The sequence below is a fragment of the Dactylosporangium sp. NPDC005555 genome (assembly GCF_040605635.1).
Lineage (GTDB): Bacteria > Actinomycetota > Actinomycetes > Mycobacteriales > Micromonosporaceae > Dactylosporangium.
Genome location: NZ_JBEXDG010000043.1, coordinates 20380 through 46489, shown reverse-complemented (window position 1 = coordinate 46489; position 26110 = coordinate 20380). Strand labels below are relative to the sequence as shown.

29 protein-coding genes are annotated in these 26110 nt (G+C 69.1%); 9 read left to right on the top strand and 20 right to left on the bottom strand.

The genetic code is table 11. The features are described 5' to 3' along the window. Genes nikB through ABZS58_RS35615 form a run of 3 tightly spaced genes read left to right on the top strand, consistent with a single transcriptional unit; the run spans position 1 to position 4064 of the window. Complete coding sequence (nikB, locus tag ABZS58_RS35625) at positions 1-948, top strand: nickel ABC transporter permease (protein WP_354787666.1); 948 nt, start codon at positions 1-3, stop codon at positions 946-948. Further along, positions 938-1852, top strand: coding sequence for an ABC transporter permease (locus tag ABZS58_RS35620; RefSeq protein ID WP_354787665.1), 915 nt, complete (start codon positions 938-940; stop codon positions 1850-1852). Before nikB ends, ABZS58_RS35620 begins: the two co-directional genes overlap by 11 nt. Before the next feature lie 16 nt (positions 1853-1868). Beyond that, positions 1869-4064 carry a thiamine pyrophosphate-dependent enzyme gene (locus ABZS58_RS35615; protein ID WP_354787664.1) on the top strand — a complete coding sequence of 732 codons (2196 nt, stop codon included), beginning with the start codon at positions 1869-1871 and terminating at the stop codon, positions 4062-4064. A 302-nt stretch (positions 4065-4366) separates the two neighbouring features. On the opposite strand, the gene ABZS58_RS35610 is transcribed toward ABZS58_RS35615, so the two are convergent. From ABZS58_RS35610 to ABZS58_RS35555, 12 genes are all read right to left on the bottom strand, one after another. After that, positions 4367-4990, bottom strand: coding sequence for an inositol monophosphatase family protein (locus ABZS58_RS35610; RefSeq protein WP_354787705.1), 624 nt, complete (start codon positions 4988-4990; stop codon positions 4367-4369). A gap of 135 nt (positions 4991-5125) precedes the next feature. Then, on the bottom strand, positions 5126-5950 hold the full coding sequence (locus ABZS58_RS35605) for a hypothetical protein (protein ID WP_354787663.1): 825 nt from the start codon (positions 5948-5950) through the stop codon (positions 5126-5128). A gap of 86 nt (positions 5951-6036) precedes the next feature. Further along, entirely contained in the window at positions 6037-6204 is a 168-nt protein-coding gene (locus ABZS58_RS35600) for a hypothetical protein (RefSeq protein WP_354787662.1), read from the bottom strand. Further along, positions 6201-7322: a radical SAM protein gene (locus tag ABZS58_RS35595; protein ID WP_354787661.1), complete on the bottom strand. Its 1122-nt coding sequence runs from the start codon at positions 7320-7322 to the stop codon at positions 6201-6203. The genes ABZS58_RS35600 and ABZS58_RS35595 overlap by 4 nt, the downstream gene beginning before the upstream one ends. Positions 7323-7378: 56 nt before the next feature. Next, positions 7379-7597: a hypothetical protein gene (locus ABZS58_RS35590; protein WP_354787660.1), complete on the bottom strand. Its 219-nt coding sequence runs from the start codon at positions 7595-7597 to the stop codon at positions 7379-7381. Beyond that, positions 7594-7866: a hypothetical protein gene (locus tag ABZS58_RS35585; RefSeq protein ID WP_354787659.1), complete on the bottom strand. Its 273-nt coding sequence runs from the start codon at positions 7864-7866 to the stop codon at positions 7594-7596. Before ABZS58_RS35585 ends, ABZS58_RS35590 begins: the two co-directional genes overlap by 4 nt. Next, positions 7860-8183: a hypothetical protein gene (locus tag ABZS58_RS35580; protein ID WP_354787658.1), complete on the bottom strand. Its 324-nt coding sequence runs from the start codon at positions 8181-8183 to the stop codon at positions 7860-7862. The genes ABZS58_RS35585 and ABZS58_RS35580 overlap by 7 nt, the downstream gene beginning before the upstream one ends. Before the next feature lie 654 nt (positions 8184-8837). After that, positions 8838-9068 carry a helix-turn-helix domain-containing protein gene (locus ABZS58_RS35575; protein WP_354787657.1) on the bottom strand — a complete coding sequence of 77 codons (231 nt, stop codon included), beginning with the start codon at positions 9066-9068 and terminating at the stop codon, positions 8838-8840. A gap of 213 nt (positions 9069-9281) precedes the next feature. Then, positions 9282-10019 carry a GPP34 family phosphoprotein gene (locus tag ABZS58_RS35570; RefSeq protein WP_354787656.1) on the bottom strand — a complete coding sequence of 246 codons (738 nt, stop codon included), beginning with the start codon at positions 10017-10019 and terminating at the stop codon, positions 9282-9284. Positions 10020-10025: 6 nt separating this feature from the next. Further along, complete coding sequence (locus ABZS58_RS35565) at positions 10026-11030, bottom strand: acetamidase/formamidase family protein (RefSeq protein WP_354787655.1); 1005 nt, start codon at positions 11028-11030, stop codon at positions 10026-10028. Beyond that, positions 11027-12394, bottom strand: coding sequence for an APC family permease (locus tag ABZS58_RS35560; RefSeq protein WP_354787654.1), 1368 nt, complete (start codon positions 12392-12394; stop codon positions 11027-11029). Before ABZS58_RS35560 ends, ABZS58_RS35565 begins: the two co-directional genes overlap by 4 nt. 223 nt (positions 12395-12617) lie before the next feature. Continuing rightward, positions 12618-13208 (bottom strand): hypothetical protein, encoded by a 591-nt coding sequence (locus tag ABZS58_RS35555; protein WP_354787653.1) that lies wholly within the window; start codon positions 13206-13208, stop codon positions 12618-12620. A 405-nt stretch (positions 13209-13613) separates the two neighbouring features. On the opposite strand from ABZS58_RS35555, the gene ABZS58_RS35550 reads away from it, so the two are divergent. Both ABZS58_RS35550 and ABZS58_RS35545 read left to right on the top strand, forming a co-directional pair. Next, positions 13614-14510, top strand: a complete 897-nt coding sequence (locus ABZS58_RS35550) for a helix-turn-helix transcriptional regulator (RefSeq protein WP_354787652.1) — start codon at positions 13614-13616, stop codon at positions 14508-14510. Then, positions 14507-14710 carry a DUF397 domain-containing protein gene (locus ABZS58_RS35545; protein ID WP_354787651.1) on the top strand — a complete coding sequence of 68 codons (204 nt, stop codon included), beginning with the start codon at positions 14507-14509 and terminating at the stop codon, positions 14708-14710. The genes ABZS58_RS35550 and ABZS58_RS35545 overlap by 4 nt, the downstream gene beginning before the upstream one ends. Positions 14711-14825: 115 nt before the next feature. Here ABZS58_RS35545 and ABZS58_RS35540 read toward each other — a convergent pair whose 3' ends face one another. After that, a complete protein-coding gene (locus tag ABZS58_RS35540) occupies positions 14826-15026 on the bottom strand; it encodes a DUF397 domain-containing protein (RefSeq protein WP_354787650.1) in 201 nt (66 codons plus the stop codon). An 88-nt stretch (positions 15027-15114) separates the two neighbouring features. Here ABZS58_RS35540 and ABZS58_RS35535 point away from each other — a divergent pair, with 88 nt between their 5' ends. The 4 genes from ABZS58_RS35535 to ABZS58_RS35520 all read left to right on the top strand — a co-directional run bounded on the left by ABZS58_RS35535 (position 15115) and on the right by ABZS58_RS35520 (position 17558). Beyond that, on the top strand, positions 15115-15681 hold the full coding sequence (locus ABZS58_RS35535) for a DUF6879 family protein (protein WP_354787649.1): 567 nt from the start codon (positions 15115-15117) through the stop codon (positions 15679-15681). A gap of 5 nt (positions 15682-15686) precedes the next feature. After that, entirely contained in the window at positions 15687-16547 is an 861-nt protein-coding gene (locus tag ABZS58_RS35530) for a helix-turn-helix transcriptional regulator (protein ID WP_354787648.1), read from the top strand. Between the two features lie 87 nt (positions 16548-16634). Continuing rightward, complete coding sequence (locus tag ABZS58_RS35525; protein ID WP_354787647.1) at positions 16635-16757, top strand: hypothetical protein; 123 nt, start codon at positions 16635-16637, stop codon at positions 16755-16757. A gap of 366 nt (positions 16758-17123) precedes the next feature. After that, complete coding sequence (locus ABZS58_RS35520) at positions 17124-17558, top strand: hypothetical protein (RefSeq protein WP_354787646.1); 435 nt, start codon at positions 17124-17126, stop codon at positions 17556-17558. 65 nt (positions 17559-17623) lie between these two features. Here ABZS58_RS35520 and ABZS58_RS35515 read toward each other — a convergent pair whose 3' ends face one another. The 7 genes from ABZS58_RS35515 to ABZS58_RS35485 form a co-directional block, all read right to left on the bottom strand. Further along, positions 17624-18592, bottom strand: coding sequence for a D-2-hydroxyacid dehydrogenase (locus tag ABZS58_RS35515; protein WP_354787645.1), 969 nt, complete (start codon positions 18590-18592; stop codon positions 17624-17626). After that, positions 18589-18792, bottom strand: a complete 204-nt coding sequence (locus ABZS58_RS35510) for a tautomerase family protein (RefSeq protein ID WP_190253310.1) — start codon at positions 18790-18792, stop codon at positions 18589-18591. Before ABZS58_RS35510 ends, ABZS58_RS35515 begins: the two co-directional genes overlap by 4 nt. Before the next feature lie 5 nt (positions 18793-18797). Beyond that, positions 18798-19664: a hypothetical protein gene (locus ABZS58_RS35505; RefSeq protein WP_354787644.1), complete on the bottom strand. Its 867-nt coding sequence runs from the start codon at positions 19662-19664 to the stop codon at positions 18798-18800. Positions 19665-19728: 64 nt separating this feature from the next. Continuing rightward, positions 19729-21342 carry an ABC transporter substrate-binding protein gene (locus tag ABZS58_RS35500; protein WP_354787643.1) on the bottom strand — a complete coding sequence of 538 codons (1614 nt, stop codon included), beginning with the start codon at positions 21340-21342 and terminating at the stop codon, positions 19729-19731. A gap of 31 nt (positions 21343-21373) precedes the next feature. Beyond that, a complete protein-coding gene (locus tag ABZS58_RS35495) occupies positions 21374-22411 on the bottom strand; it encodes a membrane dipeptidase (protein WP_354787642.1) in 1038 nt (345 codons plus the stop codon). Positions 22412-22890: 479 nt separating this feature from the next. Next, complete coding sequence (locus ABZS58_RS35490) at positions 22891-23871, bottom strand: hypothetical protein (RefSeq protein ID WP_354787641.1); 981 nt, start codon at positions 23869-23871, stop codon at positions 22891-22893. Between the two features lie 236 nt (positions 23872-24107). Next, complete coding sequence (locus ABZS58_RS35485) at positions 24108-26000, bottom strand: GAF domain-containing protein (RefSeq protein WP_354787640.1); 1893 nt, start codon at positions 25998-26000, stop codon at positions 24108-24110. Positions 26001-26110 lie beyond the last annotated feature (110 nt).

The following is a 26110-nucleotide window of genomic DNA, read 5'->3' as shown; positions in this document are numbered from 1 at the left end:
ATGTTGCGCATCACGCTGATCCGCTCGCTGACGGTCATCCCCGTCCTGCTCGGGATCTCGGTCATCTCGTTCCTGGTCATCCGCATGATCCCGGGTGACGTGATCAGCTCCATCATGGGCCAGGACTTCGGTGACCCCGTGGTCGAGGCTGAGATGCGCCGCTACTTCGGGCTCGACATGCCCGTGCACGAACAGTTCTTCACCTGGTTCGGCGACCTGCTGCGCGGCGACCTCGGCACCTCCATGCGCACCGGCCAGCCGGTGCTCGAGGAGATCCTGCAGCGTCTCCCGTCCACGCTGCTGCTGGCCGTCTCCGCGCTGCTCGTCGCCATCGCGCTGTCGATCCCGCTGGGGATCCTCAGCGCCACCCGCCGCAACGGTCCGCTCGACGCCGTCGCCCGCGTGGTGTCGCTCATCGGCCTGTCGGTGCCCAACTTCTGGCTGGGCATCCTGCTCGTCTACGTCTTCTCCGTCTCCCTCGGCTGGCTGCCCTCGCAGGGCGCCAGCGAGGGCGGCGGGCTGCTCGACAACCTGAAGTACCTGGTGCTCCCGGCCGTCACCCTGGGCGCCAGCCTCGCCGCCATCAACATGCGGATGACCCGATCCAGCATGCTGGAGGTGCTCAACCAGGACTACGTGCGCACCGCCCGCGCCAAGGGACTGGCCGAGCCCCTCATCATGGTCCGCCACGCCCTGCGCAACTCGCTCATCCCGGTCGTGACCGTGCTCGGCATCGAGCTCGGCGCGCTGCTCGGCGGCACCGTCATCGTCGAGCAGGTCTTCGCCTGGCCCGGCCTGGGCACGATGGTCATCCGCGGGATCAGCCAGCGCGACTACCCGGTCGTCCAGGGCACCCTGCTCTTCCTCGCGTTCTTCTACGTCCTGGTCAACTACCTGGTCGACCTCGTCTACACCTACCTGGATCCGAGGCTGCGCAGTGGTCACTGAAGTCGATACCGTCACGGAGGTCCAGGCGCGCCGGCTCGGCCGGCTGCGTACGGTCGGCGGGCGTGGCGGCGCGCTGCTGCGGCAGCTGACCCGGGACAAGGTCGGCGCCGTGGGGTTCACCATCGTCCTGCTCATGGGTGCGGCCGCGGCCCTGGCCCCGGTCATCGCGCCCTACGACCCGACCGCGATGTCCAACCAGCGGCTCGCCACGCCCGGCGGGACCTTCCTGCTCGGCGCCGACGAGGCCGGCCGCGACCTGCTCAGCCGGGCCCTCTACGGCGCGCGCACCTCACTCGCCGTGGGCCTCGTGGTGGTCGGCTGTGCCGCCGTCGTCGGCGTGCTGCTCGGCCTGCTCGCCGGCTTCTACCGGGGGGTCCTCGACGCGATCATCACCCCGGTCACCGACGTCATGTTCGCCTTCCCGACCCTGCTGCTCGCCCTCGCCGTCGTGGCCGCCCGCGGGCCGGGCACCGAGAACCTGATCTTCGCCCTGGTGCTGGTGTTCATCCCCAGCTTCGCCAGGGTCGTGCGGGGCACGGCGATGTCGGTGCGGCGCGAGCCGTTCGTGGAGTCCGGGCAGGCGGCCGGGCTCAGCAACGCCCGCCTCATCTTCAAGTACGTGCTGCCCAACTCGATCGCGCCGATCGCCGTGCAGTTCACCACGAGCATCGCCTACGCCATCCTCATCGAGGCGTCGCTGGGCTACCTCGGCCTCGGCGTCCAGCCGCCGGCGCCGTCCTGGGGCTCGATGCTGGCCAACGGCAAGGCCTTCATGGAGCTGTCGATCTGGCCGTCGGTCGTGCCGGGCGTCTGCATCATGATCACGGTGCTCGGGTTCAACCTGCTCGGCGACACCCTCCGCGACGTCCTCGACCCGCGGCTGCGTGGCCGCGCCAACCGCTGAACTGGAGCCCTCCGTCGTGGAATCCATCGACGAGCACGTCGTCCGCCGGCTCACCGAGTGGTCGTCCGAAGCGCCCACCGGCCCCTCCGGCGGCACCGACGACGCCGACGACACCGGGGTCGACCGCACGGTCCTGCTGGACTACTGGGAGGCCCAGGTCCAGGCCCGTCATCTGGACCTTGCGCTGCGCTGGCTGCAGGCCCAGAAGGAGGGCTTCTACACGATCGGCTCCAGCGGCCACGAGAGCAACGCCGCCGTCGCCCTCGCCCTGCGCCCGAGCGACCCGGCGCTGCTGCACTACCGCTCCGGCGGGTTCTACGCGGCCCGGGCCGGTCAGGTGCCCGGCGCCACCCCGATCAGCGACGTGCTGCACTCGGCGGCGGCGTCCCGGCGCGACCCGATCTCCGGCGGCCGGCACAAGGTGTTCGGCCACCGTGCGCTGAACATCATCCCGCAGACCTCGACGATCGCCTCGCACCTGCCGCGGGCGATGGGCCTGGCCTTCAACGTCGGCCGGGGTGCCGGCTCGGTGTACCCCGACGACGCCGTCGTCGTCTGCAGCTTCGGCGACGCGTCGCTGAACCACTCCACCGCCGCCGGCGCGCTCAACGCCGCCGGCTACAGCGCCCACCAGGGCCTGCCGCTGCCGCTGCTGCTCGTCTGCGAGGACAACGGCATCGGCATCAGCACCCGCTCGCCGCACGGCTGGGTCCGGCGCGTCCTGTCGTCGCTGCCCGGCATCGACTACGTCCAGGCCGACGGCACCGACCCCGCCGACCTGCTGGCCGTCGCGGCCGACGCTGCGCGGCGGGTCCGCGCCGAGCGTCGGCCGGTCGTGCTGCACCTGGGCACCGTGCGGTTCATGGGCCACGCCGGCTCCGACGCCGAGCTGGCCTACCGCGGCCGGTCGGAGATCCTCGCCGACTACGCCCGCGACCCGATCCTCGCCACCGCCGCGGCGCTGGCCCGCCGCGGCATCCTGAGCCCGGCCGAGAGCCTGGCCGGCTACGAGCACGCCCGCAAGCTCGTCATGGACGAGGCGCGGCACCTGGTCGGCGCGGTCGAGCGGCTCGCGTCGCCGGACGCCGTCACCGCGCCGCTGACCGCCCGCCGCCCCGCCGCCGTCACCGCGGCCGCCGCCCGCGCCGGCGCCGACCGTGCACCGGCCTTCGGCGGGAAGCTGCCGGAGGAGCGCGGGCCGCTCACCCTCGCACAGTCGATCAACGCCGCCCTGCACGACGCCCTGCTGACCCACCCGGGCGCCCAGGTCTTCGGCGAGGACGTGGCCCGCAAGGGCGGCGTCTACGGCGTCACCCGCGGGCTGCGCAAGGCGTTCGGCGCCGGCCGGGTCTTCGACACGCTGCTCGACGAGCAGTCGATCCTCGGGCTGGCGCTCGGCGGCGCGCTGGCCGGCGCCCTGCCCATCCCCGAGATCCAGTACCTCGCCTACCTGCACAACGCCGAGGACCAGCTGCGGGGCGAGGCCGCGTCGCTGCGGTTCTTCTCCGCCGGGCAGTACCAGAACGGCATGGTCGTGCGCATCGCCGGCCTGGCGTACCAGAAGGGCTTCGGCGGCCACTTCCACAACGACAACTCGGTCGCCGTGCTGCGCGACATCCCCGGCCTCGCGTTCGCCGTCGCGTCGCACCCCGCCACCGCACCCGACCTGCTGCGCCAGTGCCTCGCCCTGGCCGAGACGGAGGGTCGGGTGTGCGTGCTGCTGGAGCCGATCGCCCTGTACCACACCCGCGACCTGCACACCGAGGGCGACGGCCGCTGGCTCGCCCCGTACGCGGCCCCGTCGGACTGGGCCGAGGCGCCGTTCGGCGCGGTGCGGACCGTCCGCGACGGCGCCGACCTGGCGGTGGTCACCTTCGGCAACGGCGTGCCGATGAGCCTGCGGGTGGCCGGAGTGCTGGCCGGCGAGGGCGCCGAGACCCGCGTGGTGGACCTGCAGTGGCTCGCGCCGCTGCCGGCGGCGGCGCTGCTCGCCGCGCTCGCCGGCGTGGACCGGGTCCTCGTCGTCGACGAGACCCGCGCGGGCGGCGGCGTCTCCGAGGCGGTCGTCGCGGCCCTGGTCGACGCCGGCTTCGCCGGCCGGATCGCCCGGGTCAACAGCGTCGACAGCTACGTCCCGCTGGGCCCGGCCGCCGACCAGGTGCTGCTCGGCGAGGCGGACATCCTGGCCGCGGCCCGCACCCTGCTCGCCTGACCCGGCGCCGCCCACGCCCTGTTCCGCACGGTCGAGCAGCTGCGCGCGATCACCGACACGGCGACGAAGACCACCCGGCGGGCCCGCCGTGACGTGCAACGGCGTGCCGCGACGCCCTCGCCCCGGGCCGTGCCGACGGTACCGCCACCGCCGGTGGTCGACGAAGCGGTGGTCGCTGCGCCGTTCACGGTGGTCGGCCGCCTGGTGTGGTGTTGGGGTGTACCCCAGAATCACAGCGCACAGCGCAGTCTGGCGCGGGGAGATCGGTCGGTAGGGCGGGATCACGTCGAACGATGCGTCGGTCAGTTGAGCGCCTTCACGATCAGGGCGAGTAGTTCGTCGTGGAAACGGCCGGTACTCAGCAGAGCGTTGCGGGGACCGGACAGCAGTGGCGCACCCTGAAGGTCGGTCGCTCGGGCGCCGGCCTCGGCGAAGATCACCGGGAATGGGGCCAGGTCTTCGTAGCCCATCTCGTCGCCGGCGATCAGGATCGCGTCGGTCAGGCCGGTGAGGAGGGCGCCGACGCCGAAGATGTAGCCGCTGGCGTGGGTTGCCTGATGCAGGGCGACGACCAGGTCGGTGGGCCAGTAGGTGAAGTTGACCATTTCCACCCGGGCCTGGCTGAGGTCGGGGGTGTCGCGGAGGGCGGGTGGCGCTTCGCTGTCACCCGTGCGTATACGGCATCCTTGGCCGCGGCCGGCGTAGACCATCTGGCGGGCGATGGGGTGGTGGCGGATACCGATCGCCGGGCCGTGCTCGTCCTCGTAGGCGATGTTCAGGGCGAAGACCGGTACCCGGTGGGCGAAGTACGCGGTGCCGTCGATCGGGTCGACGATCCAGCGGCGGCCGCTGGTGCCCTGTGCGGCTCCGGTCTCCTCGCCGTAAAAACCGTCGCCGGGGAACTGGGTACGCAACGTCGTGCGAATCAGGTCCTCCCGAGTGTGTCAAGGACGGCCGAAACCCCCAGATGACCGTTGACAATGGTGACGCCGGACCGGCTGGGACGAGGACGGTGCCGTCGCGGCGCTTGCGTCACCCTACCCACGGCCGTGGGTTCAAGGTCATTTGTCGGTATGACGCGATGGCCTGGACTGCCGGTACTCGTGCCAGTCCTGTGCGGCCGTCATGATGCGTTTGGTCCATGGGTCTGGGTGGTCGCCGCCGGTCTCGGTCCAGAGTCGTGCGTTGGCGGCTGCGAACGTGTTCAGTCCGGCGGTGCTTGCGGCTTGCCAGGAGGGAATGTGTGTGGCGTATTGCTCGGCGGATTCGGGGCTGTGTCCGGCGGCGATGAGCCAGATCGTCCAGTACGCGGTGTCGAGCCAGGGCGCGCCTCGTGTGGCCCAGCCCCAGTCCACGATCCGGGTGTCGTCGCCGATGATCACGTTGCTGTTGTTCCAGTCGGTGTGCAGCAGAGTGTCACCGGCGAAGTGCTGGAGGTCGGCTTCGTGGCTGACGTAGGCGGCAAGGCGTTGTGTCGCGTCCCGTAGCTCGATTCGCGGTGCCGGTAGCTCACCGACGCGGCGGACGAGGTCTGCGACCTTGGGCAGGTCTGCGGAGCCCGGCCGGTAGTCGGCGTGGCGGCCGGGCAGGGCCTCGAAGATGAGGATGTTCCATCCGCTGGTCACGGTGTGGGCGATCAGCGCGGGGGCAACGGAGCGCACGTAGGAGGCGACATCGGCCTCGCGCTGCTGTGTCCAGACCCAGCGGTGGTCGATCGGGAGCGCCTTCACGAAGTACGTCCCGGTTGCCGTGTGGAGCTTCGCCGCGACGGCGCTGTTCAACCCCTCGGCCGGCGACTCGGTGGACAGGACAGGTCCGGTCGTCGCTTCGATCGCCGCCAGCGCGGCCGGTGGGAGCTTCTCGTACGGGACACGGATGGTTGACAAGGTTGTTCCTCGCAGGGATGCGGTGCCCCGGGCGGCGCCGCCATGGCACGGCTGCCGCCCGAGGCTCCTACGTCTCGGTCCGGGGGTCAGCGGTAGGGATTGTCGTCGCCACAGCCAGGCTGGTTGGTGCGGGTGAGAGCCTCGACGTTGGCGACGATGACGACGCCGACGGGTTCGGCGGCGCGGCCGGCGGGCACCGGGGTGGTGCTGGTCGGTGCCGGGCGGCGGGTGATCTGGACAGCGGTGACGGTCATGCTGGGTTCCTCTCGCCGTGCTGACAGTAGTGTTCCAGTGGTGCCTTCGCCGCCTGGTACACGCGCGCCATGGGTCGGCATACCCGGCAGGTGGAGGAGAGCGTGCAGCCGCTGCATCCACCGGTGCGAAGCATTTGGGCGTCTGCGATCGCGGGCAGACGCAGCAGCCCTTCGGGGCCTTCCGCGATCAGGCTGATGGGGTGGTCGCGGCCGACCTTGCACATCGTGGCGAAGCCGTGCGGGTCGACGTGGAAGGACGTGTGCCCGGCGGGACAGCCGGCGAAGATCGCGCTTTTGTCGAGGTAGCCCGGCGCCTGCGTGCCGAGGGTTGCACCGTTCCCGGTGTACGTCGGCGAGATGGACCCGTACTCGTTGCGGGGAAAGCCGATCTCGTCGATCAACGCGCGCATGTCGTCCAGCTCGGCGACGTTGTGTTTGGTGACGATGATCGTCACCTCGATGGGCAGGTCTGCGACTGCGGCTGCCTGCAAGCCGCGGTACATGTTCGTGAATGCGCCCCGGGTCTGGGTGAGGGCGTCGGCGGTCTCAGGGCTCGCCCCATACATCGAGACCGTGATCTTGTGCGGTCGTCGCGCTGTGAACATCGCGAGGTGGTCGCGGCGGGCGAGGCGCGAGCCGTTGGTGAGGATCTCGACCATCATCCCGGCGTCGTGGGCGCGTTCGTAGGCCGGCGGGAAGTCGGGGTCGATGAGGGGCTCGCCGCCGGTGATCTGGAACCAGAGCACGCCCATGTCCCGCAACATGTCGATCAACGTCAGCTTCTCGTTCAGCGGTAACCCGGCGAACGGTCGTTGCTCCAGGTAGCAGTGTTCGCAGGCGAAGTTGCAGCCTTTGTTGATCTCCCAGGATGCCCGGCTGTAGGTGACGGGTGAAGTGGAGGGACGGCGTACCGTCACGACGCTGCCGGTCGGGCGCCCGGCGAGGTCGATCCGCCATGCTCGCCGGGCAGCGTCAGCGAACCACGACGGCACCGGGTGCCCGTGCGTCGCCGCCACGGCAAGCTCCTCGTAGTTCGCTCCGGGAAGCTGCATTCCCGTCTGTGCACCGGGCCGTACGGCAACGTAGATATCCTCCTGCGGGCTGACGATCACTGGCATCTGTGCCCCTTTCGGTTCTGCGTCTGGAAGCGGCTTGGTGTGCGAATCGGTACTGTTCACGGCTGTGCGCTCGTGCTGTTTGCCGGATCGGCGAGCCAGGCGCGCGCCCACTGCATCCACTGGCAGGGATGCGGAGCCAACCGCGCCCAGGTGCTCAGGCAGCCTCCGCACATGCCGTCACGAGCAACGTGCACGGCGACGACCATGCGGACCTGATCGGCCAAGTCCGGCAGGTGCGGCAGGGCCGTCAGGTCGCTGGGTTTGACGGGGGTCATGGCTGCAACTCCTCCTGACGGCTCGGCGCGTCGCCACTCAATCGCAGCGCCTCGGCCACGCCCCGCTCGGTGACCTGGAATTGCCTGGGTCCGCGTGCGCCCTGGATGGATTTCACGGCGCGGATGAGTCCGGCCGCACGAAGCGCATAGAGGTCTGCCAGCGGGAACTGGCGGTGGGCAACCCACGCGAAGTGCTCCCTGACATAGGTATTGACCGCCCCGGTCATCGCCAGCAACAGTTCGGCCTGCGTGTCGGTGAGCCTCAACATGTGACGGTCCCCGCATGGCAACTGGGCTGGTGCTGCGCCGCCAGCGTCGGCGGGCTCGCTGTTGCTGTTGGCGGGTGCTGGTCGGCCAGACGCTGCGCCTGCGTGACGCCTCGGTCGGTCAGCTCGAAGTTCTTGGCGCTGCGCATCCCGACAGGGGTCTCCGCCGAGCGGACCAACCCCGCCGCCCGCAACGCGTACAGGTCCGCCATGGCGTAGGGGCGGCGGCGGATCCAGACCACATTCCGGTTGATCTTCATCTGCATCCCGGCATCCATCGCGAGCAGGAGCGCCATTTGACCATCGGTCAACGTCAACACGAGTTGCTCCCACCTGACTCGTCCGCTGCGCTGCTGGCGCTGCACTCCAGGCGATGCTCAGCGGCGTTCACTGATCGGTTCACGGTTTCCTCCCCAGCCGCGTCACTCGGCAGGGTCACTCCACAGGCGGACGGCCGTATTGGTGCAGGACCGAGGACGCCCACTCGGCTTGCGGACAGGGATGCCAGGCGAGCCGACCGGCATCGGCCATGCATCCGGCACACAGCCCGTCCGGTGTCGCGCTGTGCGCGCGGACGACCTCGGCGGCGGTGGCGGCCAGCCGCCCCACACCTTCGGCATCAGACCCCGCGTCATGGGCCATCACGGCTCCGCCTTCACGCATCCAGCGAACAGACCCGCGCCGCACCGTCATGGCCGTTCGAGCACGCTCGGGCTGTGATGGTCGTTGTCCGGCTCATCGCACGAGGTCCTGCCAGACGGCGCCACGATCGGCGGGATGCAGCGGACCGCCCGGCATCTGCGGCTGCCCACCACTCGGGCGCTGCGGGGTTGGACGGTTCGAGTCGAGGTCGATGGTGCCGCGGGGTGGACACCGCAAAAGAAGGATCGCTGCTGGCTGCCTCGTCTGGTTCCGGTGTGCAGGATGGTCGGGGCGGTTTCGACCGTATCGGCGCTGCGGCGGCGCATTGTCCGTTATGGCGTGCGCCGCTTGCGGCGATAGCCGCCGCCTTTCGGCCGGAGCCGGACGCCTGCCGTGGTCAGCACGCCGTGGACGGTGCCGTACGCGCACCCCATCGCACGGGCGATCCGGCGCAACGACTGCCCTTGCCGGAGGTAGCGGCGTTGCATCTCGTCGCGGACCTGATCGGTCCGCCACTTCGCCACCACCGTGGTGGTCGAGCGGACGGCGTCCCTGCCGGTCATAGCGGGTCCATTCGGGGTGTGAGGCGGGCGGTATGCCGGTGGGTTCGGTAGGTGCGGGGTGGCCCTGTTGCCCGGGGAGGCTCGGGTGGGGCCACCCCGCAGGGCAGCGGCTCGCCCTCGGCGGTAGAGGGGTTGGCGCCGCTGCCCGGCCGCCCGTCCCGGACCGGGGACGCGGACGGTCCGGTACGTGCACACACCGCCTGTGAAGTGCCGTCATCCGTACACCGCCACCGCTGTCTCGGCGATCAGGTCGTCGGTGGCGGTCAGGATCTGGTGGACCGCCGGGTGGTGTTCCTCGACCCGGGCGGTCATCCGTCCAAGCAGGTCCCGTAGGTCGGGTCGGTCCAGATACAGCACGGAGGTGAGGTTCAGTGCGTGGATCAGGCCGCCGAGCGCGTCTGTCTGCGTGTCGGGGTGGGTGTAGCCGGTCAGGACGCTGCACAACCGGCCGCGTACCCGGGCGATGTTGCCCGGGTCGGTCGGCGGGTACAGGCGTCGTCCACGGCCCAGACCGCGCTTGACGACCTCGCGGGCGAGGTCCCCGGCATACAGGCCGGCCGTGGTGCGCTCATAGGCGTGCACGGCGAGGGCGCGGATCGCCTCCCGCAGCGCCATCGACCGCTGCCGTTCCGACACCGACCTGACCCGGCCGCCGCCGAGCGCGGTGATCGCCCAGTCCGCGACCGGGTCCCCGGACACGTCCGGGTTGACCACGATGACCTGCGGACCGACCACGCGGAGCCGTTCGAGCGGCTGGAGCTGGTTGTCCTGGCCCTGCCGCCACAGCGGCCTGAGCAGATGGTCGATGATGACCGCCCCGGCCAGGGCCACGGCGAGGGTGCCGGCGTGGGCGAGGGGTTCGCCGGTCTCGGAGTGGGTGAGGAAGAACAGCTCCACCCGCAGCGGCTGCCGCAGGTTCGGTGGTGGTGCCTCGCCGATCGGATAGGCCATGACCGGTCACCACACCGCCCCGGCGAGGGCACGCAACCGCCGGTGCACGCCGCCGTAGCCGGTCGCACCGCGCAGGACGGCGGTGTCGATCGCGGCGTGCATCGTGTAGTTCGGGTCGCAGACGTTGCCCGGCGCCGCCCGCCCCGCCTGTGAGACGAGCTGGTACGCGTCGAGGACGTCCAGGCCGGTCAGTTCCACGACCCAGTCGACCAGGTCACGCTGGCTGATGCGGTAGGCGTCCTCGAGCGGCCGGGCAGCACCGATCGACATCAGCTGGTGGTCGGTCTCGATCCGCGGCCACGGCGTCGCAACGCCCTTGATGACGTCGACGGCAAGCGTGACCCGCATCGCGCACTCGACCCCGACACCACACACCTCCCCCTGGCCTTGGCGGGCGTGCCCATCCCCGAACGCCAGCAATGCGCCGGGCACGTTGACGCCGAGGTACAAGGTGGTCCCGGCCCGCAGCTCCGGGACGTCGAGGTTCCCGCCGTGCGCGTCCGGGACGATCGAGTAGCGGACCTCCCCGCCCGCCGGCGCGACCCCGACCGTGCCGAGCATCGGATCGAGCGGCAACTCGACCGTGTACTCCGACCGGCGGGCGTGGTAGCGGACCACGCCGGCGTGCCGGTCGATGTCGTACTGCCAGACCCGCTCCTCGAGGGGCAGGTGCAGCATCGCCGTGGTGTGGGTCGCGGTCAGGGCGCCGAAGTGCGGGAACGTCGCGGACATGCCCCAGTCCCGCGCCGGGTCCAGCGACAGCAGGTGCACGGCGAGCGTGTCGCCGGGCTCCGCGCCCTGGACGTAGAACGGCCCGACGACAGGATTGAACAGCTCGCACACCTTCGACGGCAGGTCATCCACGGTCAGCACCGCACCGCTGAAGCAATCCTCGGCGACGGTGCGCAGGACCTGCCCGGGGCGGAGCATCGTCACCGGTTCAGCGCCGCCGAACGTGTAGAGCGTCGGCTCGTCCTGCGCATAGTCCACGACGCTGATCGACTGCGTCATAGCCGGCCGTCCTGGCCGAGACCGGACAGCGTCGGGCGGCGACCGGCCGCGTAGAGGCCGATCAGGACGACGGCACCGACACCGATCCAGATGAACCCGAGCTGCTGGGCGGCGATGTTGGCGTTGATGACGACGTAGCCGAGGATCGCGAACCCGGCGGCTGGGACGATCAGGTGCGACCACAGGTTCCGGGACCGTTTCCGGATCAGGTAGTGCCAGACCACGGCCACGTGCAGGACGAGGAACGCGGTCAGCGCCCCGAAGTTGATCAGGCTGGAGAGCAGCGCGATCCCGTCGGAACGCCACGCCATGTACAGGCCGATCCCGACCGACAGGACACCAGTGAGGGTGATCGCGTTGGCCGGGACACCATGCCGGACCGAGATCTTCCGCAGGAAAGCCGGGAGCTGCCGGTCACGGGCCATCGCGAACAACAACCTGGAGGTCGCGACCTGCGCCACCAGCGAGTTGGCGACACCCCACGCGATGGCGGTGGCGACAGCGCACAGCGTCGCCAGCCACGCCCCGCCCGCCTGCCGAGCGGCGTCATAGAAGGCCGTGCCTCCCGGGTCACCGTTCGCCAGCAACCCCGCCGGGTCTGGTACGAGGAGCGCGGCGACCCAGGTCTGCACGATGAACAGCACGCCAGCGAGGGCGAGCGCAGCGGCCATCGCTCGGCCGATCTGGCTTGGGCCGCCCTTGTTCTCCTCGGCCAGCATGGAGATGCCGTCGAAGCCGAGGAACGACAGCACAGCGATCGACACGGCGCCGAACACCAACGGCCACGTGAAGGTGCTGCTGTTGAACAGCGGCTCCCACGAGAACCCGCGACCGCGGCCGTCCAGCAGCGCGTTCACACCGATGACGAGGAAGACCGCCAGGACGATGAGTTCACCGATCAACATAATCCTGGTGATCAAGGCAGTCATCCGGATACCGAGCAGGTTGATGACCGTGTTGAACCCCACGAAGCCGAGCAGCCACGCCCACACCGGCACCGCCGAGACAGTGGCGTGCATCGCGACCGCCGCGATCAAATACAGCAGACTCGGCACCAGCAGGTAGTCCAGCAAGATCGCCCACCCGGCCAGGAACCCGACCGGCGCACCGATGCCCCTGCCGGCGTAGTTGTAGACCGACCCAGCGAGCGGGAACGCCTTCACCATCTGGGCGTACGAGGCAGCGGTGAACACCATCGCCACCATCCCGACCAGGTACGCAAGCGCGACCATGCCACCGGAGCCGTTGTACACCGACCCGAAGATCCCCATGGGCGCGATCGGCACCATGAACACCAGGCCGTAGAACACCAGGTCACGCAACCCCAGCGTCCGCCGAAGCCCCGACTCATTTCCGGTTGCCATCGCCGGTACCGGCTTGCCGTACTCAACCGGTAGGCGCTGTTCCGTACTCATCGCTGCTGTCCTCCCCATTGGTCAACTTCGCCGCCAGCCACGAGGGCTGGCAGGCATGGCTCATCACGCGCGCCACCGCCGGACGCGCGGATGCTGTATTTCGTTGTTGTCGTTCGACAGTGCTCTAGGACTGCCCGCCGCCTCAGCCAGCGCGGCGACGGCGGGCAGGGCTCTAGATCCGCCAGACGAACACCAGGTCGTCTGCGGATGCCGCTACGCGGACCTCGGCGAACAGATTCCGGAACACCCGACGAAACTCCTCGTTCGCGACCCCGTCGACCAGGAGGACTGACTCGCCCTCCACGCGGTCCCGCACGAGCCGCTCCACGACCCGCGCGTCAACACCATCGCGGCGGCAGCCGCACAAGAACACGTACAGGCGGTCACCGTTCGGCCCCCATGACAGTTGCAGCGTCTGGTCGCAGCCGTCGCACACCAGTAGCGAACCGAGGGCTAGTTCGTCGTTCTGGTGCGTACGAGTGCCACGAGCGTTGTTGGTTGGTCCGCTCGTCGCGTCGGCCGTTGTACCAGGTGACGAGCCGCATACTGGGCGACGAGCCGTCAGCATGAACCCCTCCATCGTGGCCGGCAGTCCGAGCGGGCTGCGCGCCGATCGTTGTGCGCTGTCAGCCAGCGAGGTCCGCCGGACCGGGGTAACCCGCCATTCAATCTGGCCGAGTCGGGCGTTGACGGAAGCTCCCGGCACGTCGTTCCGTCCTCTCCCTTTGGCGATTCCGGCGAGACTGGCCTCGACACTGAGCACTGGGCGCGCTTGGTTGCCCCGGGTACAGGTCATCGGTCGTCCGATGCGGCGTGGTGCGACTGGCTGTGTTTCTCGCACCCGGTGAGGTGTTCGTGGGCTGCCAGCGCATCGCGGCACGGCCATGCCTGCTGGCAGGCCAGGCATCCTGGGCGTCGCACGCTGAACGGCGGCCAGCGGAACCCGTACTCGATCCATGCCCGGTCCGGCTGGTGACTGCGCCAGCGGCGCGCCGCGTCGACGCAGGCAGTGTGTGCAGCCGGCGTCGCCGATTTGGATGTGGCGGAGCCCGGTCCACCACTCTTCGTTGCTGGGCCTGCGGACCGACTCACAACATCACCGCCAAAGCGTCACCGTTTAGTCTTAGGCGCGCCTAGTCTCGCAGGTGCGACTAGATCCAGACAAGTTGTGTGGCGAAGTTTCTTCCTCGTCCCGCTATGGCATGCTGACCTCGTGCCGAACTGGCCTACTTTGAGACGCAGGCGCCTCGCTCGCGAGCTGAGCAATTTGCGTGAGTCCATCGACATGACGATCGAGGAAGCTGCGGCGAGCGCGGGAATCTCGCCGTCTCACCTGTCGCGGGTTGAGCGTGCGCTGGTCGGCGTCCGCGTGCCGGCGGTGCGAGCGCTGCTGGCGACGTACGGCGCGAATGCCGCAACGGTCACGAGCTTGGTAGAGGTCGCCCAGACTGCTGCACAGCGTGGCTGGTGGCATCGATACGCGGGCAGCATCCCCGACAAGTACGCGACCTACATCGGGTTCGAGTCCGATGCGTCGCGCATATGGAACTTCGAGGTCATCTCGATTCCAGGGTTGATGCAGACCGAGCGGTACACCCGTTCAATCCTCCAAGGCGGCGTCGCCCGCCTTGGAGAGGAGGAGATCGAACGACGGGTTGAGGTTCGCATGCGTCGTCAGGCGCTTCTTCATCGCGAGAACCCTCCAGCACTGTGGGTGGTTCTCGATGAGGCCGCGATCCGTCGGCAGGTCGGCGGGGCCGAGACCATGGCCGAGCAGATGGATCACCTCGTGACCATCGCAAGCCTGCCGCACGTCGACGTCCAGGTGATCCCGTTCGCAGCGGGCGCGCATCCCGGCACGCCCGGCGCGTTCGTCGTGCTCGGTTTCGCGGACCCCGGCGATCGGGACGTCGTCTACATCGAGACCATGGCCGGCGATCTCTATCCTGAAGTTGACGCCGACGTGCGGGGAGCGATGCAAGCATTTGATCGACTGAGGGCGATGGCGCTCAGCCCGGATGACTCGGCGTCGATGATTCGGGATGTTGCAAAGGAGTTCGCGTGATCGACTTTAGCCGTGCAACGTGGCGGAAGAGTACAAAATCCCAGCAAAACGGCCAATGCGTCGAACTGGCGCGAGTAGGCGGGGTCATTGGCGTGCGGGACTCCAAGGAGCCAGATGGCCCAGTACTGGCGTTCACGGTCGAGGAGTTCGCCTCGTTCCTCGACGGCGCCGCGAAGGGCGAGTTCGACGATCTTCTCTAGGGCCCGTGGCTCGGCCAGCGAACACCTCAGCGTGTAGCTCCGGACGCCCGGCCCGATGCTGCCACCGCGCCGGGCGCCCTCGCCACACTCACGTGTGCAACCTCGCGAGTTTCGGTCACAGATCGTCAAACTCACCCTTGTTCGCGCCCGCGAGGAACGCACACCATTCCGAGTGCGTGAACTCGAGCACCGGGCCATCCGGGTTCTTGGAGTCCCGCACGGCAACACCGTCGGGCAGGGGCGCGACCTCCACACAGTCGCCGCTGAGGCTCTCAGTGCTCTTGCGCCACACCAGGCGCTCGGACGCATCCGACATGTTGACTCCCTTCACTGCGTTAAGACCGACACTGCCACAAGGCGGCGCCGACGACTAGTCTTCAAGCTCGACTAGACTTGATCGGTACGTGGCGACAGAACAGGACGAGCCGATGCAGATGCAGATGGACGAGTTGCAGAGCATCCTGCGCAAGGTCGAGCGGTCAGTGTTCCGCCTCGAAACGCTGAGCTCCTACACCGCACCGGGCGAGGCAGACCTGCTGCGCGCATTCAACGATGGGCACCCGATGCCGCCACGCGGCCCTGACACCGACCCATGGCTTCGGATGCTCGCCGACAGCGTGCAAGCCGGCAGACACTGGAGCAGGGTCCACCTGCTGGACCGCCCGCTGACGGACTACCTTCGGTTCGAAATCCTGGGCTACCAGGGAAACGTCGCGGCCGGCGAAGACGTCCGCATCGCCGACCGAGCCGACGCACCCGAGACGCTGAGCGCGCTTACACGCGACTTCTGGTTGCTCGACGATGCACTCGGGGTGGTCATTGAGTACGACGGAGACGGCCGACGCCTGTCCATGGAGCCAACCCGTGACGTAGGCGGCTTTGTCGATCAACGCAATCTCGCGATGGCACACTCGGTCCCGCTCCTGGACTACCTCCCAACGGTCCAAGACGAGTTGCGTAGATCCTGGTGAGTCCAGTGGCTGACGACCGGGCCGCGCTCGCGTCCCGACTGCGTGAACTCCGCGAAGACGCCGGCCTGTCGACCACCCGGCTCGCCGCGGACCTGAGTTGGTCACAGTCGAAGGTCTCCAAGATTGAGAACCGTCGAACGAAGCCTTCCGTCGCCGACGTCCAGGCGTGGGCGACCACCACAGGCGCCTCGGACGAGGTCACCGCCGAGCTGGTAGACGTCGCGGAGTCCATCCAGGTCGCGTCCATCATCTGGGACAGGACACTGAGTGGCGGGCGCGCTGCGCATCAACGGAACATCGCGCGCCTTCTTGCCGACGCCACGCGTATGCAAGTCTTCCAGCATGCGGTGGTGCCCGGCCTGCTTCAGACAGCCGAGTACGCCCGCAGCGTGCTGGCTCTTGCCGATGTGTTCGGCGTCGGTGATACGGCACGCGCGGCGGCGGCACGTATCGAACGGCAGTCGGCACTCTACGAGAAGGGCCGACAGTTCGACTTCCTCATCTCTGAAGCCGCGCTGCGATTCCGCCCAGTGTCTTACGATGCGCTCGCTGCCCAGTACGACAAGATTCTCTCCGTCTCCACGCTTCCCGGGGTGAACGTCGCAGTCATGCCGACTGGCGCACCACCCTCGACGGTCCACGCGCATTCCTTCGTGATCTACACACTGCCCGACGGAACCCAGTTCACGACCGTTGAGACCTACACCCGCGAGCTGACACTGACTGACCCAGAGGAGATCAGCGTCTACTCCCGGGTGTACGAGTCGCTCTTGGCGGACTCGGCAGCCGACCAGCAGGCTCGTGAACTACTGATCGGCTTGCGAAGCGAGGCCATGAATGCGGCGCGACGAGACATGGATCTTTGACGACGGGAGCCGACGCCATCACGCGACCGACGCACCGCAGTGACTGGGATACTGGCCCACTCCCGACAAGGTCGTAGAGAGTACGCCGTGGGCATCACGGCGGGCAGCAGCACCGACGCCGCCGAAGACCTGGCGGTCCGCGCCGCGGTGCACCCGGACATGGCCGGTCCGGCGCTGGAGAAGTCCGCCGACGAACTGGAGCAGGCGTAACGCGCCACCGGCTGGCTGCGCCCCAACACCGACGACGAATACGACGGGTGGAGACCACCCCGTGTGCTGCCCGTCCGTGGGGCGATGCTTGCCAAAGCCGACGCCGAGTTCGACCGCGCATACACCGTGCTTGAGGAGGTCGGCGCCTGGCTTCGCTCGGACTGGACTCGTCCGGCGCCGTGTTCACGACCAGGCCCGGCGCCGCAACCGGATGCGCGAGGCCATCACCACGGCCAAGAACGAGACGGCCAAGAACGCAACGGACCGCACCCGGGACTGCTGACCAGCTGAGCGTGGGCCGGGACCACCCAAATTGTCCCCAACCGCTCAGCCGATCATCACACGATCCCTGACAGAGGAACGATCATGACCTTTGATGATGTGCACGACGTCCTCGGTGGCGAGCCGGTCGAGTTCGGCACCGCCGGCGAGCTGGCTGCGCTGCTCGCGCGGATGCCTGCAGATACGCCCGTGGTCGTCGCCCACGCCATCCGGATCGGCCCGGCTCTGCCAGGCAGCGACGATGAGGAACGCGCGGCGGCTGCGGTCCTGGCGTTCCGGCTGCCGCAGCTGGTCAGAATCGACGGACGGCTTGAGCAGCGGCTGGTGCCAGCGGTGCAGCTCGGCGCGTTCTACGCCGCCGAGGGGCGTGCGGTCCCGGCTGCGACCGCGGCGGCCTGGCCGAACGAGCGGGCGGTGGAGGCGGTCCTCGCCGGCGGCGACGACGCCATGTTCGCCGCGTTTGGGGAGCTGCTGCGGTTCGTCGCCGGTTCCCTGAGCCGCCAGGGACTCGAACCCTGAACCTACGGAGAAACGGCGGCCCGCCTTCGGTGCAGCGAAGGCGGGCCGCCGTCGGCGGTAGTGAGTCAGTAGCCGAGGTCCGGCTGGCGATGCGTGCCGGCGAGCGGCTCGCCGGACAGGTAGCGGTCCAGGTTGGCCCGGAAGTCGGCGCCGAGGCGCTGCAGGTTGCCCGAGCCCCGGAACGACGTGTGCGGGGTGATCGTCGTGTTCGGCAGGTCCCACAGCCGGTGCTCCGCCGGCAGCGGCTCCTCCTCGAACACGTCGAGCACGGCGCCGCCGATCCGGCCGGCGTGCATCGCCTCGACGAGCGCGTCCTCGACGACCAGTGCGCCGCGGCCGACGTTGACCAGCACCGCGTCCGCCCGCATGGCCGCGAAGTGTTCCGCTCCGAAGAAGTACCGGTTCTCCGAGGTGAGCGGCATTGCCAGTACCACCGCATCCGCCTCGGACAGGAGCGCGAAATGGTCGGCGAAGGCCACCACCCGTGTGAAGCCGTCGACGGGGGAGCCCGTGCGGTTGACGCCGATCACGGTGGCGCCCAGGGCGCTCGCGCGCCACGCCACCTCGGAGCCGATCCCACCCGTGCCGAACACCAGCGCCGTGCTGCCGATGACGTCCTTGCCGACGAGACGGATCCACTCGTGCCGCAGCTGGGCCTCGCGCAGCGCCGGGAACGCCCGGCCGTGCATGAGCATGGCGCCGATGACGTATTCGGCGATCGGCACGTTGTAGGAGTTCGGCGAGCGGGTGTAGACGAGGCCCTCGTCGAGGCGCCGCTGCCAGACGGTGCCGCCGACCCAGTCGAAGCCGGCCGCGGTGATCTGGACCCAGCGCAGCCGCTCGCACTTGCTCAGCAGCTCCTCGAACGTGTCCTCGTTCATCGCGCTGCGCAGGATGATCTCGGCGTCGAGCCACTCGTCGCGGACCGTGCCGTCGTCGGGGATCGCCGTGAACCGGCAGTGCGGGTAGTCGGCCGCCAGTCCGGGGACGAGCTCGGCGAGGTTCGGGGTGAGCAGTACGTGCGGGCCGGTCACGAGCCCTCCTGGGCCTTCTTCTTCCGGTTGTTGTACGTCACGCCGCCCTTGGCCCAGTTGTCGTAGGAGACCTCGTAGAGCAGGACGTGGGTGTTCTCCCGCGGCGAGCCGTACTTCACCAGGACGTCGGTCAGCTCGGCGATGATCGCCTCTTTGGTCTCCTGGTCGCGGTGGCCGATCTCGGCCCGGATGATCGCCATGATGGTCAGTGCTCCTTCGTCGCTGTCGCGAAGTCGGGGTTGCGGGAGTATTCGGACGTGACCGCCAGGTAGGCGAAGGCGTGCGTGACGCCGGTCTTCAGGACGCCGTCGAAGACCTCGCGGGCCCGGGCGACGTCGCCGTTGTAGTAGTGCCAGTTGCCCAGGCCGTAGCCCTGGGTCACGGTCTTGAGGCTGTCGCCGTCGCACATCGCCCACAGCTGCTCGGGCGTCAGCTCGCCGGTGTAGAGGCGCATCCGGCCCTCGTAGCCGACCAGGTGGTCCTCATCGACGACGGCGATGCGCCGGAACCGGTCCAGCACCGCATCGGCGTCGTCTGCCCGGCCGAGCCGGCGCAGCGCCATGTACTGCCAGTCCTGCGATGCGACGACCCCCTCCTGGTGGCGGGCTGAGCGCTCGGCGTTGTGGAAGCTTCCCAGGCAGCCCTCGAGGTCGCCGTCGAGGTACTGGGCCACGCCCAGGTGGTACCAGACCGACGTGTGCAGGGTGGTGTTGTACCGGGCCAGTGCGCCGGGGTCGGCCGCCGCCATCGCCTCGCTGAGGTGCTGCGGCCGCACCGCCTCGGGCCGGCCGAGGATCAGGCTGACGACGTCCTTCTCGACCTCGGGCTGGTACATCTCGTATTCGTCCGCGACCTCGTCGAGACGGTCCGCGGCGGCCCGCAGGTCCTCGATCGCGCCGGCGTAGTCGCGGACGGAGATCCGCCGGTGCCCGCGGAAGCGCAGCAGGCGCGGGTCGCCCGGCTCCAGCTCCAGGGCCTCGGTGAGCAGGGCGACGGACTCGGCGTGCTTGTTGAGGTAGCCCTTGAGCCGGGCGGCGATGATGTAGCGATGGCTCAGCGGGACGTCTTCCATGGCGGTGCCTTTCGTTGCGGGGTGCTCCGGAGGGGCGCCCAGGGCCGGGCGCCCCTCCGGTGCGTCATCGGTTGAGCCAGAGGCTGCGGTAGAAGCGGTACGTCGGGGTCGGGTCGCCGCGGTAGCCCATGACGTCCTTCTGCACGACGTCGAAGTCGGCGTTGAGGAACGTCATCGCGACCGGGCCGCGCTCGGCCAGGATCTTCTCGGCCTGCTGGTAGAGCGTCGAGCGCTTGTCCTTGTCGAGCTCTGAGCGGGCCTGGACGATGAGCGCCTCGTATTCGGGGTCGCTCCAGTTGCCGTAGTTCAGGCCGCCGCCCTTGAGGAAGCTGGCGGTGAACCGCTCGTCCGGGTCGTAGGTGAGGCCGAAGCCGGACTGGTACATGTCGAAATCGCTCGACTTGGTCTTCGTGTCGGCGATCGTCGACTCGACCGACTCGATGGTCACCTTGATGCCGATCTTCGCCAGCTGCTGCTGCTCGACCTCGGCCGAGCGCACCTGGAACGCCGAGGTGGCGATGACCATGAGCTTGGCCTCGAAGCCGTTCGGGAAGCCCGCCTCGGTGAGCAGCTGCTTGGCCTTTTCGATGTCCGCCTTGCCGTAGACCGGCGCGGTGAGCGCGCCGTAGCGGTCCGGCGGCAGGTAGCCCGCGTTGAGGGCGGTGCCGAAGCCGGAGTTGGCGACGCCGAGGATCTCCTGCCGGTCGAGTGCGTAGAAGATCGCCTGGCGGACCTTCACGTTGTCGTACGGCGCCTTGGACGTGTTGAGCCGCAGGTGCAGCGACAGCGAGCCGGAGCCGCCGTACCACTTGAGCTTCTCGTCCTTCTTCAGCGCGTCGATGAACTCCGGCGCGGGCCGCCAGAGGAAGTCGACGGTGCCGCTGCGCACCGCGGCGGCGCGGGCGTTGTCGTCCGGGTTGAACGTGAAGTCCAGGCCGTCGAGGTACGGCAGGCCGGACTGCCAGTACTGCGTGTGCTTGTCGAGCTTGATGGTCTGGCCGGCGGTCCGCGTCGCGATCTTGAACGGGCCGCTGCCGCCGTCGACGGCGGTGTTGAGCCCGCCCTTCTCGTCGACCACCGACTTGTCCACGATGGACGAGGCGGCGGTGGACAGCAGGGTCAGGATGGCCGCGTTGGGCTTGCTGAGCTTGAGCACGGCCGTGCGCTCGTCGGGCGTCTCGACCGCGCTGATGCCCTCGTAGCTGCGGGCGCGCGGGGCGCGGGTCGCCGGGTTCTTGATCCGCTCGATCGAGTACTTCACGTCGGCCGACGTGACCTTGCGCCCGCTGTGGAAGTACGCGTTGTCGCGCAGCTTGAACGTCAGGGTGAGCCCGTCGCCGCTCTGCTCCCACGACTCGGCGATGGAGGGCTTGATCTCGCCGCGGTAGGACTCCACGAGCGACTCGTAGATCTGTTCGTTGATGACGAAGGCCGAGGTCTCGGACATCTTGTGGGGGTCGAGCTCGTTCGCGTCCAGCCGGATCATGATCCGCATCCGGCCGCCGGACTTCGGCGTGCCGGAGGGCTGCGATTCGTCCTCCAGGCGGATGTTCTTGGTCAGGCCGTCGTTGGTGCTGGCGCCGTTGTCACTGTTCGGGGGCTCGCCGCCGGAGCAACCGGCCGCGAGCGCCGCGACGACGCCCACCGCCAGCACTCTGGTCATGAATCGCGTTCTCATGGGTCTCCTTGGCTGATCTCTCAACTCGCGCCTACCGGCCGGCCGGGCTCCATGCCTCCCCAAACACCCGCAGCCAGTTGCCGCCGAGGACCTTCGTCACGTCGGCCGGAGAGAACCCTCCGGCCAGGAGCGCCTCGGTGAAGTTCGGGAAGTTGGCGGCGTCGTCCATGCCGATCGCCCGCCGCTCCTCCCATTTCCAGTCGCCGAGCAGGCTCTTGAACTCCTTGTCCTTGAGCTGCTCGGCGCGCATCGCCTCGGTGAGCGTCTCGTCGTAGTCGGTGGCGATCGCGACGTGGTCGATGCCGGCGACCTCCACGACGTGGGTGAGGTGCTCCACGAAGCGGGTCAGGTCCGGACGCCGGGTCGGCTCGTCCGGGTAGTACAGGAACCCTGAGAGGGTGGTGATGCCGATGACGCCGCCCTGCTGGCCGAGGGTGCGCAGGAAGGCGTCGTCCTTCGCCCGGATGTGGGGCGAGATCGCGTCGCAGAACGAGTGGGTGACGACGACGGGCGTGCTGGACGCCTCCATGGCGTCGAGCCCGGTGCGCTGCCCGCAGTGCGAGACGTCGACGACGATGCCGATCTCGTTCATCGCCTCGACGAAGATGCGGCCCTTGTGGGTCAGGCCGGGGTCGACGTTCTCCCCGCAGCCGGCGCCGAGCAGGTTCTGCCGCTGGTAGGTCAGCTGGAGGATGCGCACGCCGAGGTCGTAGAACGTGCCGAGCAGGTCGAGGTCGACCCCGATCATCTCGGTGTCCTGCGGCCCGAGGATCACGGCCTCCTTGCCCTCGGCCTTGGCCCGCTCGATGTCGGCGACGCTCGTGGCGAGCAGCGCCCGGTCGGCGTGCGCGTCGATCCAGCGGCGGCACTGGTTGACCTCGCGCAGTGCGGTGACAGTGTCCGCGTAGGGCCTGGTCACGGTGTGGTTGACGGCGGTGACACCACCGCGGCGGATGCGGTCGAGGTGGGCCTCGGACAGCTCGATGACCGTGCTGCCTTCCACGACGGTGGACGCGGCGTGCAGTTCGGTCGCGGAAAGAGCGGGACTTTCCTGGGCTGCAATGTTCAACGTCATCTCCAGGATCAGCGGAAGATGCCCGACTCTACGAGCACCGCCGGTTTCCTGTCCATAGATCTTACGAACTCGTCATATTCGAGCTTCCAAGCGACGAATTTCGTCACTTCGGCGGCGATCGCCACGTTGCTTCTCGGAAGCTGGCGCCGATAACACTCAAATCGGCACAACCGCGCCCGGGATAAACCCGGCGCCCGGCCGGTGTGCACGTCGAGCGGCTCGGCACGGTCGACGACCCGGGGCCCGGGCGGCGAGGATCACGAGGGGGTGCTCGTGACGTCCCTGCGGGAAGGGTTCGACGACGCCTTCGGCAGGCAGGGGTATTCCGCCGACGGGCGAAGTCGCCCGACCGCCGGGTTGACGACGCATCGATTCTGGACTATTTGGCTGCATTGGCCGCGGTGGCCGAGCACCACCGCTATGAGGTCGGCCCCGCAGGGGGTGTTGCCGGTCGGTTCACCCGCGGATCCCGATCACGTATTCTTCGCCAGCTCCGTGGCGCGCCGTCCGTTTTCCCTCCACCATGCCGCGTACGTGCCGTCCCAGGGGAGCGGTTCCCTTCGCACACCGTCGGAGCGGTACGTGCGCCGGGTGGGGAAGACCGTGACGCCCATTTCCGCCTCGGACTCCCGGGAAGCGAGCCGCACCTCGTCGAAGGAGTCGTCCACCGGGACGATCGGCCGGCCGCTCATGACGGCGTGGATGTGGTCGAAGATGCCGTGTTCGAACGAGTCGAATACGGTGATCGTCAAGAAACAGGCGCCGAGCGGGTTGGGCGGGTCGGGTTTCTCGCGGGCGACCGCCCACTCCGCGATCGTGTGACCCGCTCCCCATTCGAACAGGGCCACCTCTCCCGGTCGCAGGAGGCGCTCCCTTTTCGCGGCGGTCGCCTCCACGAACTGGGCCTCTTCATCGAGGCGCACCCGTGCGGTGGTCGCGCCTTCGTTGATCAGTACACCCCGGGTCTGAAACCACATGAGCCGGTTGCGCTCTGCGCCCCGCGCGAAGAGCCGCCCCGGTGAGGCCGCTTCGGCCTGCTCCACAGAACGATGGTCGAGCAGCCGCAACTCGTTGCCATAGGGCATCCGGTCACGCGTCGCATCGATCAATGGGGGCCATTGCGGCGTCTCGAACAGCGCGACGACGAGGGGAGCCCGCTCGTCCGTCCTGGCGCGTGCCGCTTCCCGGACCGCCGCCGTGGTGGCCTTCAGCATTTCCTGAGCGAGGACGACCTGCTCGTCGACGGATTTCGCCTGAGCCGCGTTGAGCTCGACCTGCTTCTGCAACTCCGGCAACTGCTTGGCAGCGGTCCGGGCCGCACCGCGCCCCGAGCGGGCGGCCGAGGCGGCGGCAACCGCTGCGGCGACCGCGCCCATGGCTGAGACGATCTGAATCCACTCGGCCAACGTCAGACGATCGATGCTGGCTACCAGCGCATCCCAAAAAGCCCGCATGGCCAAGGCCCACCTTCACGAGAGACTCACCTTCGTGGGCGGGTCCGTGCTGGGCTCGGCCGCTCACCGGTCGATGTGCGACCTGCCCCGCCCGGGAAGGGATAAGCGCTCGAGACCGAGGTGACGGTCGCGGCCGCGCCGGGTGAGGATGAGCCATGGGGGTGGCGTGGGGTGGCATGGGGTGGCGTGGCTTGTGTCAGCGTCCCGGGTGAGGCGGTTGTTGCAACACGCGGGCATCAGCGGGTCGGGGACGGCACGTCGATGAAGAGCCGGATGTCGCGCTCCGGGCTGCTTTCGAGTGTCGTCGCTCCGCCCAATGCCTCGACCCGGTCGCGGATGCTGACCAGTTCGGGACCTGATGCGACGTCCCCGGTCCGCATGCCGTTGATCTCGATGTGGAGCAGCAGCCGGCCGTTGTGCACGGACGCCTCGATGTCCACCAGGGTCGTGTGCGGATGGTTGTCCGCGAGGGCGAGGGCTTCGGCAACCATGTGGTACATGCCGATCTCCACCTGCTCGTCGAGCCGGCCGGGCAGATCGAGACTCGTCTCGACCGGGACCTGCGTGCGGCGGGCCAGCGATCGGATCGCCGATGGCAGGCCACGCTGCGAGAGGATCGCCGGGTGCACGTCGCGGGCGATGCTCGCGAGGTCGTCCAACGCTCCGCTCATGCGGGCCGTCAGCACGGACACCTGGGCGTGGAGTTCGGTGAGATTCGCCGGTATCTGCGCGTCCAGCGCCTGCAACGCCCACAGCGACGCCGTCAACCGCTGCTGCGGCCCGTCGTGCAGCTTCCGCTCGATCGTGCGGCGGGTCTCGTCGGCGGCGAACATGATTCGCGTGCGTGCCTCGGCGGAGTCCGTGCGCGCCCGGTGGCCGGCGACCGCGACCGCGACGAGATCCGTGAACGGCACGGCCCGGGACATGACGTCCTCGGGCAGTGTCTCCGGGCGCCGTGACATCAGCCGCAATACGCCCCAGGCGCGGCCGGCGACGATGACCGGCACACCGATCGCGGCCCGCAGGCCGAAATCGGCGGGTCGCTGCCATGCGGGTGCCGGGGTCCCGGGGCGGGTGAGGCGGACCGCACGGCCGGAGCGCAGCACCTGGGCGGCCATGCCCTCCGGCTCGAGCCGGACCTGGTCGTCAGCGGGCAGATCCCATTGCGCGTGGCTCCACGTCGCCGCGACACTCGCGGTGCCGTCGCGGTCGAAGTGCAGCAGGTCGGCCAGGTCGGCGCGGAAGAGCATGCCGGCCTGCTCGGTGACCGCGTCGAACACCGCTTCGGGTGGCTGGCCACCCGCGGCCGGGGTTCCCGCGCTGCGCAGTGCCGACTGCTCGGCGACCTTCTCGTTCAGGGTGTGCCGGTGCTGCGCCAGGGTGCTGACCATGTTGTTGAACGCGTGTTGGAATCGGCCGGTCTCCGCGGGACCGTCCTCGGGCACCCTGACGGTGAGCTCGCCGTCGGCGACCTGGCCCGCGGCGGTCTCGAGCTTGCGCACCGAACCCGCGACCGCCGTCGCGTGTCGGCGCATCAGGACCAGGGCGACCAGCGAGAACAACGGCAGTACGACCCCGGCGAGGATGCCCGTGTTGCTGTGCGTCTCGGCTCTCGCCCGGGCCCTGACGGTGGACCGGTTCACCAGTTCCAGCAGCCGGTCCAGGTGCGATCCGACCAGGTCGGCGTGTCGCCGCGCTGCGAGCATGATCGCGTTCGGCACGGTGGCCGGGCCACCGGCGCGGCTCGTCGCCAGTGCGGGTGACAGGTAGTTGCTGAGGTACTCGTTGAGGTACAGGGTGATCTGCCGGACCAGCATGACTTTGACGGGGTCGTGCGCGACGCTTCGTTGCAGTTCCCGTTCCCGTCGCGGGATCACGTCCAGGCTGCCGGCCAGACGGGTGCGGAACAGCTGGTCGCCGGTGACGGCGAGACCGCACCGGGCTGCCTCGGTGCCCGTCACGAGCAGCGCCAGTGCTGTCACCGCGGATCTTGCCCGGTCCTCGGCCTCGGCTGTGTGCTCGGCCCGCCGTCGCTGGTCGAAGGAGATGAGCATCGTGCCGAGCGCGGCACAGATCGCCAGCACGAACACGGCGGTGAGCACCGACGAGGATCTGCCCGGCCCGCGCATCGGTACGATCGCCTCCTAGCGGATCTGGTGGTGGATCGCGATGCGGCTACCCCTCCCGGCAAACCCCGCACACCGGGGCGCCCCCGCCACCCCCGATCTCACTTCGCCAC

Excerpts from the sequence above, each read along its gene's own strand:
- ABZS58_RS35600 (WP_354787662.1), bottom strand. The coding sequence starts at position 6,204 with ATGACCGTCACCGCTGTCCAGATCACCCGCCGCCCGGCACCGACCAGC.
- ABZS58_RS35575 (WP_354787657.1), bottom strand. The coding sequence starts at position 9,068 with ATGACCGGCAGGGACGCCGTCCGCTCGACCACCACGGTGGTGGCGAAG.
- ABZS58_RS35570 (WP_354787656.1), bottom strand. The coding sequence starts at position 10,019 with ATGGCCTATCCGATCGGCGAGGCACCACCACCGAACCTGCGGCAGCCG.
- ABZS58_RS35490 (WP_354787641.1), bottom strand. The coding sequence starts at position 23,871 with ATGCGGGCTTTTTGGGATGCGCTGGTAGCCAGCATCGATCGTCTGACG.
- ABZS58_RS35500 (WP_354787643.1), bottom strand. The coding sequence starts at position 21,342 with ATGAGAACGCGATTCATGACCAGAGTGCTGGCGGTGGGCGTCGTCGCG.
- ABZS58_RS35560 (WP_354787654.1), bottom strand. The coding sequence starts at position 12,394 with ATGGCAACCGGAAATGAGTCGGGGCTTCGGCGGACGCTGGGGTTGCGT.
- ABZS58_RS35585 (WP_354787659.1), bottom strand. The coding sequence starts at position 7,866 with ATGTTGAGGCTCACCGACACGCAGGCCGAACTGTTGCTGGCGATGACC.
- nikB (WP_354787666.1), top strand. The coding sequence starts at position 1 with ATGTTGCGCATCACGCTGATCCGCTCGCTGACGGTCATCCCCGTCCTG.
- ABZS58_RS35540 (WP_354787650.1), bottom strand. The coding sequence starts at position 15,026 with ATGTCGGATGCGTCCGAGCGCCTGGTGTGGCGCAAGAGCACTGAGAGC.
- ABZS58_RS35565 (WP_354787655.1), bottom strand. The coding sequence starts at position 11,030 with ATGACGCAGTCGATCAGCGTCGTGGACTATGCGCAGGACGAGCCGACG.
- ABZS58_RS35595 (WP_354787661.1), bottom strand. The coding sequence starts at position 7,322 with ATGCCAGTGATCGTCAGCCCGCAGGAGGATATCTACGTTGCCGTACGG.
- ABZS58_RS35505 (WP_354787644.1), bottom strand. The coding sequence starts at position 19,664 with ATGGAAGACGTCCCGCTGAGCCATCGCTACATCATCGCCGCCCGGCTC.
- ABZS58_RS35520 (WP_354787646.1), top strand. The coding sequence starts at position 17,124 with ATGACCTTTGATGATGTGCACGACGTCCTCGGTGGCGAGCCGGTCGAG.
- ABZS58_RS35590 (WP_354787660.1), bottom strand. The coding sequence starts at position 7,597 with ATGACCCCCGTCAAACCCAGCGACCTGACGGCCCTGCCGCACCTGCCG.
- ABZS58_RS35485 (WP_354787640.1), bottom strand. The coding sequence starts at position 26,000 with ATGCGCGGGCCGGGCAGATCCTCGTCGGTGCTCACCGCCGTGTTCGTG.
- ABZS58_RS35510 (WP_190253310.1), bottom strand. The coding sequence starts at position 18,792 with ATGGCGATCATCCGGGCCGAGATCGGCCACCGCGACCAGGAGACCAAA.